Raw genomic sequence first — 13275 nt, forward strand, 5'->3', positions numbered from 1 at the left:
TTACACCGGCATGCTCATGATGTCCTTGTAGGCGGACAGCAATTTGTTGCGGACCTGCAGCGTCGCTTCGAACCCGACCGAGGCTTGCTGGCGGGCCAGCATCACCTTGGCGATGTCGATCGTCTCGCCGCGCTCATAGGCGGCGGACAATTGTCCTGCCTGGTTCTGCGCCTTGTTGACGTCGCCCAGCATTCCCTCGAGCGTCGAGGTGAAGCTGGTGCCTTTTGGCGCCTCGGTCGCTGGGACCGCGACCTCCTGGTTGGCGCGCGACAGCGCCTGGTTCTTTTCGAGGATCTGGGCGCGCATCGCCATGATCCGGTCGACGCCGATCGCGCCGCCCCCGATGCCGTTGACGCTCATGCGGTTGCCTTCCAATCCTGCGCGCGACCGATATCGTCACCCTGTTCGCGCGCCTTGGCGAGGCGATAGCGCAGCGTGCGTTCGGAAATCCCCAGCCGGCGCGCGGTCTCGATCCGGCTGCCGTTGCACGCCGCCAGCGTGTCGCGGATCGCCTGGAACTCACTCATCTGGACGATGTTGCTCAGCCGCGCCGGGCCGTCGTTCGACGCGCGCGGCTGCGCCGGCCGGTCGAAGATGATGTCGGCGGGGCCGATCGCGTCGCCATGGCACAGCAGCAACGCGCGCTGGATGACGTTTTCGAGCTCGCGGACATTGCCCGGCCAGTCATGCGCTTCGAGCATCGCCAGCGCCGCGCGCGACAGCCAGGGCAAGGTAGCGCGGCCTGCGGCGTGGCGAACGATCATCGCGGTAGCCAGCGCAGGCACGTCGTCGGGCCGCTCGGCGAGCGGGCGGGTGGTGAGCGGGAACACGCTCAACCGGTAATAGAGATCGGCGCGGAAGCGGCCCGCCTGCACCTCGGCATGCAGGTCGCGGTTCGCGCAGGCGATCACGCGGACGTCGATCGCCTCGGCCTGGGTCGCGCCGATCGGCACGACTTCGCGCTCCTGCAACGCGCGCAGCAATTTGGCCTGCAAGCCGATCGGCATTTCGGCGACTTCGTCTAGCAGCAGCGTGCCACCATTGGCAGCGCGAAAGAAACCCTGGCCGCCCGATGATGCGCCGGTGAACGAACCCTTTTGGTGACCGAACAGCATCGCCTCGAGCATCGTCTCGGGCAACGCCGCGCAGTTGATCGCGATGAACGGGCCGTTGGCGCGCGGCGAAGCGCGGTGGATCGTGCGCGCCAGCACTTCCTTGCCGGTGCCGGTCGGGCCGTTGATCAGCACGGTGATGTCCGATTTGGCGACGCGTTCGGCGAGCGTCAGCAGCGCGAGGCTCTCGGGGTCGGCGGCAACGGGCATGCCGCCGCCGCGCAGCATCGCGCTGGCAAAGCCCGAAGCAATCGCGGCGTCGTCGGCATCGAAACCGATGCGCGCGGCATGGCCATCGGCGAAGGGGGTGACCGAACCAGGCGCGCTGCCAAGGACCAAGGTACGTGCCGCAACGGGCAGGGCCTCCCCCTCGACCACCAGGAAATAGTCGCCCGGCAGCGGTCGTTCGCGTTCGGTTGTCGAGACTGCCAGACCTTGGGCTCGAAGCGTCGAGACGAGCGGATAGTGCAGCCGCATTACTGCGGCCGATGGATAGATCGAACCCACTGAAATCCCCCCGATTAGCGAATCACTCTATGGCGGTTTGCTGGTTAACGTCGGGTAAAGTCATGTCGCCTGCGCAATAATTTTTCCGCAATTGTCATCCGCTTACGCGCGCGTGCCAAGTTCTCCCGCGCGCGAGCGAACGGCGGGAAACCGATCCCGACTTTTTCGCTTAAGCCCGCCGCCGCGCAGCCGTTCCTTGCTGTGACTGCTCGGCTCCCGCTTGTGGGGGGAAAGGTGGGCGGTACGGGAAATGGAGATACGGACATGACGGTTATCGGAAGCAATATCTCGGCGCTTCGTTCGTCGAACGCGGCAAGCAAGGCCACCGACATGCTGTCGACGGCGATGGAACGGCTGTCGACCGGCAAGCGCATCAATTCGGCCAAGGACGACGCCGCCGGCCTCGCCATCGCATCGTCGATGACCGGCCAGATCCGCGGCATGAACCAGGGCATCCGCAACGCCAATGACGGCATCTCGATGGCGCAGACCGCCGAAGGCGCGCTCGACGAAGTCGGCAACATGCTGCAGCGGATGCGCGAGCTGAAGGTCCAGTCGGAGAACGGCACCTATTCGGCCGACGACATCGCCAACATCACGCTCGAGCAGGACGCGCTCGCTGCGCAGATCGACAATGTGCTGACCAACACCGAGTTCAACGGCCAAAAGCTGTTCGACGCGAGCGCCGGCACCGCAGGCGTGGTTTCGATCCAGGCCGGCGCCAATGTTTCGGACGCGATCGAGCTGAACCTGGGTGCGGACCTTGCCGCCGACGCGACGATTGCCGCGGTCGTCACCGGCGGCGCTTCGGTCGCCGCCGCGACGCTCGAGAATTACGACGATGCGATCGCCACGATCGCCAACCGCCGTGCCGACCTCGGCGCCACGCAAAACCGCCTCGAATCGGCGGTCAACAACCTGACCAGCAACGCGACCAACCTGTCGGACGCACGCAGCCGCATCGAAGACGCCGATTTCTCGGCCGAAACCACCGCGCTCGCCAAGGCGCAGATCCTCAGCCAGGCATCGACCGCGATGCTGGCGCAGGCCAACCAGAGCCAGCAGGGCGTGCTCTCGCTGCTGCGCTAAACCTAAATCCCGGCACCGCCGCCCCCCCACGAAAGGGCGGGGGTGTCGGGGCCAGCCGCTCCCCCTCCCAGCGGAGCGCACGCGAAACCCCGGTGACGGTCCTGCCGTCGCCGGGGCTTTTCGTTTGCGGGGTGTAGTCGCGTGCGCAAACGAGGCAGTTGCCTTCAAGCCTTGCACCTTTCCCCGTCACCCCAGCGAAAGCTGGGGTGACGGGGAGCGTGGCCAACGGTCGCCCAACAGGCTATTGTGGCCGGGCACGCGAGGCAGCCGTTTCGTGGGCTACTCTAGACCCCAGCTTTCGCTGGGGTGACGGGATGACGACGAACGCCCGGCAGGGTCGATCGCATGGTACCGCGTCTGCGGAGAGCGGACGCTAAACCGCGCTCGCCAGCGCCTTCTTCAGCCGCGCATGCGCGCTCGCCTTGATCTGGCACACCCGCGCGGCGCCGACGCCGAGCACCTGGCCGATCTCCTCGAGGTTCAATTCCTCGACGTAATAAAGCTGCACCACCTGCGCCTCGCGCACCGGCAGCGCGGCGATAGCCGTCACCAAGGCGGTACGCAGATCGCCCTCGGCGAGTTGCTCGAACGCGTCGGGGCCGTCGTCCATGAACCACGGCCCCTCGTCGGTGTACACATCGTCGATCGAATCGAAGCGCAGCGGCTCGGCGGCCGAATAATCGAGCCGCAGTTTCTCTACCGTCACCCCCAGCCGTTCGGCGATCGCCGCGTCGTCGGGGCGCTTGCCCCTCTCGTCGGTCAGCGCCGCCAGCGTTTCGCTGTACGCGCGCCGGCGCTTCATCGCGCCGCGCGTCAGCGTCGCCTGACGGCGGAGCTCGTCGATCATGCTGCCGCGAAGCCGCGTGATCGCATATTGGCGGAAGGTGACCGCGCCGCGATCCTCGAAAGCACCCGCCGCCTCGACCAGCGCTACCATGCCGACCTGTACCAGATCCTCGACCTCGACCAGCGCCGACATGCTGCCATGGATATGCCAGGCGAGCCGCCGCACCAGCGGCAGATGCTCGCGCACCAGCGCCTCGATATCGCGCGATGTCGTGGTCGGCGTGTAGACCAGCGCGCGTGCGGCCATGCTCATGCCGCCAGCGCCTCGGGCGCGCCGATCACCGCCACGACCTCGACCGATTTGTCCTCGGGCACTTCGAAGAAGCTCATCACCGGGGTGTCGGGCAGGCAGGTCTTCACCAGCTTGCGGATCGCGATCCGGATCGAGGGCTGGACGACCAAAGCGAAGGGCTTTGCTTCGTTCAGCAGCGGCTGCGCGGCTTGCTGGAGCGCGTCGACAATGCGGCGGCCGAGATCGGGTTCGATCGTGTGGCGGCGCGACGGGTCCGAACGGACCGCTTGGCCAAGCAATGCTTCCAAATGACCCTCCAGCGTCATGACGCGCAGCGGTTCGCGAACCCCGCACAATTTCTGGATGATGAGCGCGCCCAGCTCGGGGCGGATCGCCTCGATCAGCTCGTCGGCGTCGTGGGTGCGCTGCGCCGCGACCGCGATCGCGGCGGCGATGCGGCGGAATTCCTTGAGCGGGATATTTTCCGCCAGCAGCCCGCGCAGGATTTGCGTCAGCGTCGTCAGCGACAGCGGCGCCGGGCACAGCGCGGCAACCAGCGCGCCCGCCTTGTCCTTGAGCCCGTCGAGCAGCGCCTGGACTTCGTCCGGCCCCAGCAGGTCGGTCGCGTTCTGCAACAACAGATGGTTGAGGTGCGTCGCCATCACCGTGCCCGGATCGACCACCAGATAGCCGGCACCAGTCGCGGCATCGGCATCGCCCGGCGCGATCCAGGTCGCGTCGAGCCCGAACGTGGGATCCTTCGCCGCCTTGCCGGTCAGCCGGCCGAAGCCCTGCCCGGTGTTGAGCGCCAGCATCTCGTCGGGCGAAACGCTGTCCTCGCCGACGATCACGCCGCCGACGACGATCCGATAGGTGAAGGGCGCCAGGTTGATGTCGTCGCGCACCCGCACCTGCGGCACGACGAAGCCTAGATCCTTGGAAAGCTGGCGGCGCACCCCGGTGATCCGGCTCATCAGCGGCGAACCCTTGCGCTCGTCGACCAGCGGCACGAGGCCATAGCCGATGTCGAGCATCACCTGCATGTTCTCGGTCACTTCGTCCCACCCGATCCGCGACAGGTCGGCAGGCGGCGGCAGCGGTTCGGCGGGCGGCGGGCGGTTGGCAATCGCGCGCAGGCGATACGAACCATAGCCCGCGGCGCCGGCGGCGGCGAGTATCACCAAGGTCGGCATCCCCGGCAGGAACGCCAGCAGCCCAAGGATGCCCGCGACCGGGGTCCAAGTGCGATGCGACGCGAACTGCGCGCCGATCTGGCCCGACAGATCCTGGCTCGATTTGACGCGGGTGACGATCGCGGCGGCGGCGATCGACAGCATCAGCGCGGGCACCTGCGCCACCAGCGCGTCGCCGATCGCCAGCAGGATATAGGTCTGCGCGGCTTCGCCCACCGCCATGCCGTGGCTGACCATGCCCAGGATCAGCCCGCCGACGATGTTGATCGCCAGGATCAACAGCCCCGCGACCGCATCGCCCTTCACGAATTTCGACGAACCATCCATCGCGCCGTAGAAATCGGCCTCGGTCGACACTTCGATCCGGCGCGCGCGGGCTTCGTCGGGGGTGATCAGCCCGGCGTTCAGATCGGCGTCGATCGCCATCTGCTTGCCGGGCAGGGCGTCGAGCGTGAAGCGCGCCGATACTTCGGACACCCGGCCGGCGCCCTTGGTCACCACGATCATGTTGATGATCAGCAGGATCGAGAACACCAGCAGCCCGACGACATAATCGCCGCCGATCAGGAAGCTGCCGAACGCCTCGATCACATGCCCCGCCGCCGCCTCACCCTCATGCCCATGCACCAGCACCACGCGGGTCGAGGCGACGTTGAGGCCGAGGCGGAACAATGTCGCGAACAGCAGGACTGTCGGGAAGGCCGAGAAATCGAGCGGCTTTTGCGCGTTGAGCGCGACCATCAGCACCGCGAGGCTGATCATGATGTTGAGGATGAAGAACACGTCGAGCAGGAAGGCGGGGATCGGCACCACCATCAGCACGACGAGCAGCAAGATCGCGCCGGGCAGCGCGGTCGAGCGGGTGAGCGAGCCGAGATTGGCCGCCGAGAACATTGCGGGGTTCATCAGGCCCCCAGATTCGCGAGCATGAGATACGCAAGCCGCGCGGTTTCGGGTGTCGGCCGCAGCGCGTTGACGCGCGCGCCGTCGGTGCGGTCGGCGGCGCGTACCACGTTCAGGTTGGCCATCGTCGTCTGCAGCCAGCGATCCTCGTTGCCGCTCGCCTCGTTGCCCAGGATCACGTCGACGCCGGGGAAGGGAGCCGCGAAGGCGGGCACCTGTGCTTGCGTGAGGAAACTGCCCGATGCGGTGCCGGTGGCGCCGGCGACCTGCGCACCGCGATCGAGCTTGCCGGCGAAGCGCTGGTAGATGTCGCCGAGCGAACGCTGGCTGCCGTCGGCGGCGTAGAAGATCGAGCGGTTGGCGCGCGCCGCTGCAGGGAACATCGCCGCCGCGCCGCGGTCGGGCGACGCCTGCATCGCCGACAGGAATTTCTTCGCGCCGCCGATCCCCAGGAAATGCGCCATATACAGGTCGGTGCCATTGGCCTCGCGGCCCAGGCTGGACTCGATCTCGGCCTTGTTGTCCGATGCGTGCTCGGCCGCCATCAGCGACGCCGCATTGGCGTCGGTGCGCAGCGACAGGATCGCGCTTCGGGTTGTCGCGTCGCTGACGACATAGCGGCCGCTGGCGGTCTGCTGGATACTGTCGGCGGCCCAGCCCATGCCGTGCTCGGCACCGTGGCGCTTCACCACGCCCAGCCAGCTCTGCTCGATGAACTGGTAGAGCCCGGTGGCGCTCGAGGTGCGCGCGCGCGCATTGGTGCGCATCCCGCTTTCGATCTGCGCCTGGCCGAGCAGATAGGAAAAATCGACGCCGGTCTTCGCGCTCGCCTTGGCGATCGCGCCTTGCACGCCGGTTGCTGCGGTAACGGTAGGAACGGCAGGTGGTGCGCGCATTGGTCTGGTGAAGCCCCCGGTTTGCGGGGGTGATCAGCAAGGAGCGTGCCAGATGAGGGTAGCAGTTATGCCGCGCGTCCGCCCCCCCCCCCCCCCCCCACAACAGGTCCCCCTCCCTGGAAGGGAGGGGTTAGGGGTGGGTAGGTAGAGAGCGTGCGCTAGCGGCCGCCACCGACCCACCCCCGACCCCTCCCTTCCAGGGAGGGGAGAAGGAGGCGAAGGAAGTTACCTCACGCGTACGCGACCATCGCTCCCGCGCGATATGGTGCGGCGCCATTGCCGGCAAGCACCTGCAATCGGCGGCGAACATTTGCCGCCATCAGGTTCACATAGATTCGCGCCGCCTCGTTCAGCCGGTGCGCTTCCTCGGCCAGCGCGCGCAGGTCGGGCGTCATTTCTTCGTCGCCCGCGAGTGCGACCGCTTCGATCGCGGCGAGTTTCTCGGCGGTCGCACGTTCGAGCGCGGCGGCATCGCTCGCCTTGAGCGCGGCGATTTCGGCGTGCAGGCACTCGATCACCTGCACCAATGCGTCATGCCGGGTCATTGGGCTTCCAGTTCAGCTTCAGGGCCAGCATGCGATCGGCGATCGTCGCGGGGGAAATCGGAAAGCTGCCATCTTCGATCGCGCGGCGGATGCGCGCGACGCGGTCGGTATCGACCGGCGGCTCGCTCGCCAGCGAAGCGATCGTCTGCGACAGCGACGTGGCGGCCTTGGTATCGGCGGGGTGGGGATCGGTCCCGGTCTGGATTTCCTTGGCGCGCGTCGCGGCGCCGACCGCAGCGATGCGCTGCGTCCCGTTCGTTGCGATTGGCTTTGCGCCGATTGAATCCACCACGTCCGCTCATCCCGATAGCTGCCGACAAGGGGAGGAACGACGCCATTACGAAAAGCTTTAGAAAAAATTATTCCGCCCAGCCCGGCAGGGTGACGCGCCCGGCTTCGACCGCCACCGCCTGGATCGGCGGCTTCTTGGGATCGACCTTCACCATCAGCCGCGCGCCCGCTGCAGCATCCCCCATCGCCACACCGTCGCGCGTAATCGAAAACCCCGCCGATCCGGCCTTTACCATCACCGGATCGCCGCGCTTCACGACGATCTCGGGCTTGAGCGCGGGCGTGACCGGAGCGGCAGCGGCGAGGATCGGCGCGCTGGCCTTGGGCTCGGCGATGACGGGCACATAGATACGCCACACCGGCGCCATGCAGCGGATCACCACGGTGTCCTGCGCCGGGCTGCGCCATTCGAACTGCGGCATCGCGCAGGGTGCGAGCTTGAGCCGGCGGTCGATCGCCGCGACCGCGCCGCCATCGCTGCCGATCGCGGCGCCGGTGAATTGTGCGACCGCGGTGTCGAGCAGCGCGGTGTCCTGAAAGCTGCGTTGTTGCGCGGCGGCGGGTGCCGCGATCAGCAGCGCGGGGATCAGCAGGCGGATCATTTCTGGTTCCGATCTTGGGGGGCGGCAAGCAAGGGTTGCCGGGCGGCAGCGGCTTGCCGGGGGGTGGGGTCGCTGCCGGCAAAGCCGATCGCGAGCGTAACGTGGCGACCGCGCGGCGCGGGGTCGGTCGAGATCACGATGCGGTCGCGGCCGACGACACCCGCGCGCACCAACGCCTCGGCGACCGCGCGTGCGCGGTCGCTCGCGAGCAGCGCTGCATTGTCGCCCAGCGTATCGCGATCGGCGAGCGACCCGTCGACATGGCCGGTCACCAGCAGCCGGGTGCGCGGATCGCGCGCCGCGGTGGCGGCCCAGCGGCTGGCGGTGGCGATACTCGGTGGCAGCGCCGCCTCGCCGACCGCGAAGCCGCGCACGATCGCGCGGTCGAGCGCGATCGGCGCCGTCGGCTCGGGCGTATCGAACCCCGCGCGGATCGCGCTGGCGAGCGTCCCGCGATCCAGCTGGCTCGCCTGCACGAACACGAAGAAGCCGACCAGCAGCAGCGCAAGGTCGGCCAGCGTCATCAGCCACACCGGGCGGGCCGGCGCCGCCGCATCGAAGCGCGCCATGCTCATGCCGCGATCTCGCGCCGCCGCGGCATCTCGCGCGCTGCCAGCGCCACCAGCGGCGCCTCGAGCCGCGCGCGCTCGAAGGCTTCGGCGCGGGCCAGCCGGCGCAATCGCCCGGCGATCGGCGCGGCGACCAGATTGGCGATCAGCGCGCCATACAGCGTGGCGAGCAGCGCCACCGCCATCGCGCCGCCGATCGCCGCGGGGTCCTGCATCGCGGTGAACATCCGCACCAGGCCGATCAGCGTGCCGATCATGCCGAAGGCGGGGGCCGCCTCGGCAGCGGCGGACCAGATTTCGGCCGCGCCCAGATGCCGCTCGATCCGCGCCTCGCGCGCATGGGCGAGCATCGCGGCGACCTCGTCGGGCCCTGCGCCGTCGACGATCTGCGCGATACCCAGCGCCACGTCGGGATCGTCGATCACCGAGCGGTCGAGCGCCATCACGCCATGTTTGCGCGCGATCCGCCCGAGCGCGGCGATCTGTGCGAGCTGGGGTTCGGCGTCGTGTTCGGCGCGCGGCAATACGCGCAAGGCGCCGGCGGCGCGCGCCAGATTGACGAGCGAAAAGCGCAGCACGCACGCCGCGAGCGTCCCGCCGCCGACGATGGCAGCGGCGAGCGGGTCGAGAAAGGGAGCGAGGGCGTCAATCATGCCAGCGCTGCAGCAAGGACCGTGCCGATTTGCCCGCTTGCCGCCGCGGGCAGTGCCTTGCCGGGGGCGGCAAGGCGTTGCCGGTTAACCGGGGGAGGGCGGCCCACCAACCCGTCACCCCAGCGAAAGCTGGGGTCTCCCGCCATGGAGCGCGCGCTAGCCGAAAGAGACCCCAGCTTTCGCTGGGGTGACGAAGCGGGGGCTGTGGTGACGATCTAATGCCGCCTCTCCGCCCCGCCGCCAAACTGGCACGCCCCTTGCTGGTATCCGTCCGCATGACCTCGGACAAGGAACCGGCAGATGGCGAGTGAAGGGCTCTTCGGCGTACACGGACAGGCTTTGTCGGTGCGGTCGCAGCGCATGGGCATTCTCGCGTCGAACATCGCTAACGCCTCGACCCCTGGGTTCAAGGCCAAGGACATCGATTTCCAGGCGGCGCTAAAGAGCATCGATGCCCCCGGCGGCTCGACCGACCGCGCGATCGGTGCCGCGACCAAATATCGCGTGCCCGCACAGCCTTCGATGGACGGCAACACCGTCGAGCTGTCGACCGAGCAGACCGCCTTCGCCGAAAATGCCGTCGCCTATCAGACGACGCTGGCGTTCCTCAACGGTCGCATCTCGACGATCACCCGCGCGCTGAAGGGCGAATGAGCATGAACGGTCCCAATCCGATGAACATCTTCCAGGTCAGCGGCCGCGCGATGTCGGCGCAGCTGGTGCGGATGAACACGACCGCGTCGAACCTCGCCAATGCCGGCGCCGTCGCGACCACGCCCGAGGCGGCGTACCGGACGATGAAACCGGTGTTCCGCACCCATTTCGACACCGCGTCGAAGATGGCGACGGTCGATGTCGAAAGCATCGTCACCGCGGGCGAGGCGCCGACCAAGCGCTATGATCCGGGCAATCCGCTCGCCGATGCCGAGGGCAATGTCTACGAAAGCGCGGTCGAGGAAACGCGCGAGCTGGTCGACATGATGGAGGCGGCGCGCACCTACCAGAACAATGTCGAGGTGATGCAGACCGCCAAGTCACTGATCACCGAAACGCTGCGGTTGGGTCGCTGATCATGGCCAGCAGCTTCGACAGCACGCTCGCCAATCTGGGCATCGCGCGCAGCGGCGCGACCGATCCGCAACTGACGACGCGGAGCGCGCAGCAAACGCTCGACCAGGGCGATTTCTTGTCGCTGATGACCGCGCAGCTCAAGAACCAGGATCCGTTCGAGCCCGTCGACAACACCGCGATGGTCGCGCAGATGGCACAATTCTCCTCGCTCGCGGGCATCACCGAGATGTCGTCGACGCTGAAGGCGATCGCCGACAAGCTCGGCGCCTCGGGGATGACCGATGCCGCCGCGCTGGTCGGCCGCACCGTGCTCGCCGAGGGCAATGTCGCTTATGGCCGCACCACCGGCGGGCTGCAGGGCGGCATCGAGCTGGCGGGCGACGTCAGCGAATTGTCGGTCGCGATCAAGGCCGCCGACGGCACCACGCTGCGCACGCTCGACCTGGGCGCGCAAAAGGCGGGCACCGTGACCTTCGATTGGGACGGCAAGACCGAGACCGGCGCCGCGGCGGGTGACGGTCCCTTCACCATCGTGCCGACCGCGCGCAACGGCGGCGCCGCGGTGAACAACAAGACGCTCGTCTGGGCGCCGGTCAGCTCGGTCAGCCTCGTCGCCGGCGAACCGGTCCTCACCCTACCTGGCATCGGCCAGGTCAAATCCTCCGCCATCCGTTCGATCGGCTGAAATCCAAGCACAGGAGCCACTGCCATGTCCTTCTACACGTCGCTCAGCGGGCTGCAGGCCAGCCAAAAGGAAATGTCGACGATTTCGCACAATCTGGCGAACGTCGCGACCGACGGCTTCAAGAAGAGCCGCACCGAATTCGCCGACGTCATCGCCTCGAGCGTGTCGGTGAACCCCACCAGCGTGGTCGGATCGGGCGTCGTCACCAAGGCGATCCGCCAGCAATTCGGCCAGGGCACGCTGATCCAGACCGGCTCGACGCTCGACCTGGCGATCTCGGGCGACGGCTTCTTCGCGGTCAAGCCCGATGCCGATGGCTCGAAGGTCAACTTCACCCGCAACGGCAGCATGCTGATCGACAACGAACGCTATGTCGTCGATTCGAACGGCAACAACCTCCAGGTCTATCCGGTCGACGGATCGGGCGCGGTGGTGGCGGCGGGGATCGACAGCCTGATCAGCCTGCGCCTGCCGCAGACCAGCGGGACGCCGACCCCGACCAGCAACGTCGCCTTGTCCGTGAACCTCAATTCGGGCGCCTCGATCCCGTCGGCGACCACCTTCGATCGCTTCAATCCCGCCAGCTACAACCAGTCGATCCAGACCACGGTGTATGACGGCAATGGCAGCCCGCTGACGATGACCAGCTATCTGGTCCGCCAGACCGCGCCGACCGTCGCCGAGCCGACCTCGGATTGGGCGGTGTACAGCTTCGTCGGCGATCAGCCGCTAGCCGCCGGCGGTGCCGCCGCGGTGACGCTGACCTTCGACGATACCGGCGCGCTGACGACGCCGACGACGCCGACCCTGTTCGACCCGTTCACCCCATCGGGCAGCAATTCGGAGCAGCAGCTCGCGCTCGATTTCGGGATCGATACCACGCTCACCGCGGCGCCCTTCGTGGTCAACAGCCGCACCCAGGACGGTGCGGCGATCGGCCAGCTCGAATCGGTGTCGGTCGATGCCGAGGGGATGGTGTTCGCCAGCTTCTCGAACGGCGACAACACCGCACTCGGCAAGGTCGCGCTCGCCAACTTCGCCAACCCATCGGGGCTGCGCCAGCTCGGCAACGGCACCTGGTCGGCGACCGGCCTGGCGGGTGAGGTCGTGCTCGGCGAGGCCAACCAGAGCGGGCTCGGCGGGCTGATGTCGGGGATCATCGAGGGTTCGAACGTCGACATCACCGAGGAGCTCGTCGCGCTGATCGCGGCGCAGCGCAACTTCCAGGCGAATGCGAAGGCGCTCGATACCTCGAGCCAGATTTCGCAGACGATCTTCAACATCAACTGATCGAGCGGACGGGGGGACGATAGCCGATGGACCGTCTGGTCTACACCGCGATGTCGGGGCTCAAGAGCCAGATGGCGGCGCAAGCCTCGATCGCGAACAACATCGCGAACGCATCGACCATCGGCTATCGCCAGGACCGCGTCACCTTCGAGCGGCTGATGCTCAAGGGTGATGGCGGGTTCGATTCGCGCCAGCCATCGGCCAAGGAAGTCACCGACGCCGATCGCCGCGCCGGAACGATCATGTCGACCGGGCGACCGCTCGACGTCGCCGTCACCACCGATGCGTGGATCGGCGTCCAGGCGACCGACGGCAGCGAAGCCTATACCAGGCGCGGCGACCTCAACGTGGCGCTGTCGGGGCTGCTCGAGACCGGCGACGGCTTCCCGGTGCTGGGCGCCACCGGCACCCCGATCACCGTCCCGCCGCACGATCGCATCATGATCGCCGACGACGGCACGGTATCGATCACCCCGCGCGGCGCCGAACCCGGCAGCGCGCCGCAGGTGATCGACCGGCTGAAACTGGTGAGCACCCAAGGGACGCAGACGCTCAAGGGGCTCGACAACCTGCTGCATGTCGAAGGCGGCGGGGTGCTGCCGCAGGACCTGGAAGCCAAGGTGACGAGCGGGTCGCTCGAACAGTCGAACGTCAATCTTACCGAAGCGCTGGTCGACATGATCGAGAACCAGCGATCGTATGAAGTGCAGGCCAACTTGTTGAAGGAGGCCAAGAAAATGGACGAATCGAGCGCATCCTTGATGCGGATTCAGGGTTAAGGGAGCGATTTC

The 13275-nt window shown here is 67.5% G+C and carries 16 protein-coding genes; 6 read left to right on the forward strand and 10 right to left on the reverse strand.

Annotated features, from left to right (window positions below; all coding sequences use genetic code 11):
• Complete coding sequence (gene fliE, locus OKW76_RS12705) at positions 1-360, reverse strand: flagellar hook-basal body complex protein FliE (RefSeq protein ID WP_265549236.1); 360 nt, start codon at positions 358-360, stop codon at positions 1-3.
• Positions 357-1589 (reverse strand): sigma-54 interaction domain-containing protein, encoded by a 1233-nt coding sequence (locus tag OKW76_RS12710; protein WP_265549237.1) that lies wholly within the window; start codon positions 1587-1589, stop codon positions 357-359. Before OKW76_RS12710 ends, fliE begins: the two co-directional genes overlap by 4 nt.
• Before the next feature lie 294 nt (positions 1590-1883).
• Between OKW76_RS12710 and OKW76_RS12715 the strand changes: the two genes are divergently transcribed.
• A complete protein-coding gene (locus OKW76_RS12715) occupies positions 1884-2708 on the forward strand; it encodes a flagellin (protein WP_265549238.1) in 825 nt (274 codons plus the stop codon).
• Positions 2709-3081: 373 nt separating this feature from the next.
• Here the strand turns inward: OKW76_RS12715 and OKW76_RS12720 are convergent, their stop codons facing one another.
• From OKW76_RS12720 to OKW76_RS12755, 8 genes are all read right to left on the reverse strand, one after another.
• On the reverse strand, positions 3082-3801 hold the full coding sequence (locus tag OKW76_RS12720; protein WP_416221867.1) for a sigma-70 family RNA polymerase sigma factor: 720 nt from the start codon (positions 3799-3801) through the stop codon (positions 3082-3084).
• A 2-nt stretch (positions 3802-3803) separates the two neighbouring features.
• Complete coding sequence (flhA, locus tag OKW76_RS12725; protein ID WP_265549240.1) at positions 3804-5885, reverse strand: flagellar biosynthesis protein FlhA; 2082 nt, start codon at positions 5883-5885, stop codon at positions 3804-3806.
• Complete coding sequence (locus OKW76_RS12730; RefSeq protein ID WP_265549241.1) at positions 5885-6778, reverse strand: lytic transglycosylase domain-containing protein; 894 nt, start codon at positions 6776-6778, stop codon at positions 5885-5887. The genes flhA and OKW76_RS12730 overlap by 1 nt, the downstream gene beginning before the upstream one ends.
• 230 nt (positions 6779-7008) lie before the next feature.
• On the reverse strand, positions 7009-7323 hold the full coding sequence (locus tag OKW76_RS12735) for a flagellar protein FlgN (protein ID WP_265549242.1): 315 nt from the start codon (positions 7321-7323) through the stop codon (positions 7009-7011).
• A complete protein-coding gene (gene flgM, locus OKW76_RS12740; RefSeq protein ID WP_265549243.1) occupies positions 7310-7615 on the reverse strand; it encodes a flagellar biosynthesis anti-sigma factor FlgM in 306 nt (101 codons plus the stop codon). The genes OKW76_RS12735 and flgM overlap by 14 nt, the downstream gene beginning before the upstream one ends.
• 67 nt (positions 7616-7682) lie before the next feature.
• Positions 7683-8216, reverse strand: coding sequence for a flagella basal body P-ring formation protein FlgA (locus OKW76_RS12745; protein WP_265549244.1), 534 nt, complete (start codon positions 8214-8216; stop codon positions 7683-7685).
• Complete coding sequence (locus OKW76_RS12750) at positions 8213-8785, reverse strand: OmpA family protein (protein ID WP_265549245.1); 573 nt, start codon at positions 8783-8785, stop codon at positions 8213-8215. Before OKW76_RS12750 ends, OKW76_RS12745 begins: the two co-directional genes overlap by 4 nt.
• 2 nt (positions 8786-8787) lie before the next feature.
• A complete protein-coding gene (locus OKW76_RS12755) occupies positions 8788-9438 on the reverse strand; it encodes a motility protein A (protein WP_265549246.1) in 651 nt (216 codons plus the stop codon).
• Between the two features lie 300 nt (positions 9439-9738).
• Between OKW76_RS12755 and flgB the strand changes: the two genes are divergently transcribed.
• Genes flgB through OKW76_RS12780 form a run of 5 tightly spaced genes read left to right on the forward strand, consistent with a single transcriptional unit; the run spans position 9739 to position 13263 of the window.
• Positions 9739-10092: a flagellar basal body rod protein FlgB gene (gene flgB / locus OKW76_RS12760; protein WP_265549247.1), complete on the forward strand. Its 354-nt coding sequence runs from the start codon at positions 9739-9741 to the stop codon at positions 10090-10092.
• A gap of 2 nt (positions 10093-10094) precedes the next feature.
• On the forward strand, positions 10095-10508 hold the full coding sequence (gene flgC / locus OKW76_RS12765) for a flagellar basal body rod protein FlgC (protein ID WP_265549248.1): 414 nt from the start codon (positions 10095-10097) through the stop codon (positions 10506-10508).
• A 2-nt stretch (positions 10509-10510) separates the two neighbouring features.
• Entirely contained in the window at positions 10511-11194 is a 684-nt protein-coding gene (locus OKW76_RS12770) for a flagellar hook assembly protein FlgD (protein WP_265549249.1), read from the forward strand.
• 24 nt (positions 11195-11218) lie between these two features.
• Positions 11219-12484, forward strand: coding sequence for a flagellar hook protein FlgE (locus OKW76_RS12775; RefSeq protein ID WP_265549250.1), 1266 nt, complete (start codon positions 11219-11221; stop codon positions 12482-12484).
• 26 nt (positions 12485-12510) lie between these two features.
• A complete protein-coding gene (locus OKW76_RS12780; RefSeq protein ID WP_265549251.1) occupies positions 12511-13263 on the forward strand; it encodes a flagellar basal body rod protein FlgF in 753 nt (250 codons plus the stop codon).
• The last annotated feature ends 12 nt before the right edge of the window (positions 13264-13275 follow it).

The organism is Sphingomonas sp. S1-29 (assembly GCF_026167545.1).
Lineage (GTDB): Bacteria > Pseudomonadota > Alphaproteobacteria > Sphingomonadales > Sphingomonadaceae > Sphingomonas.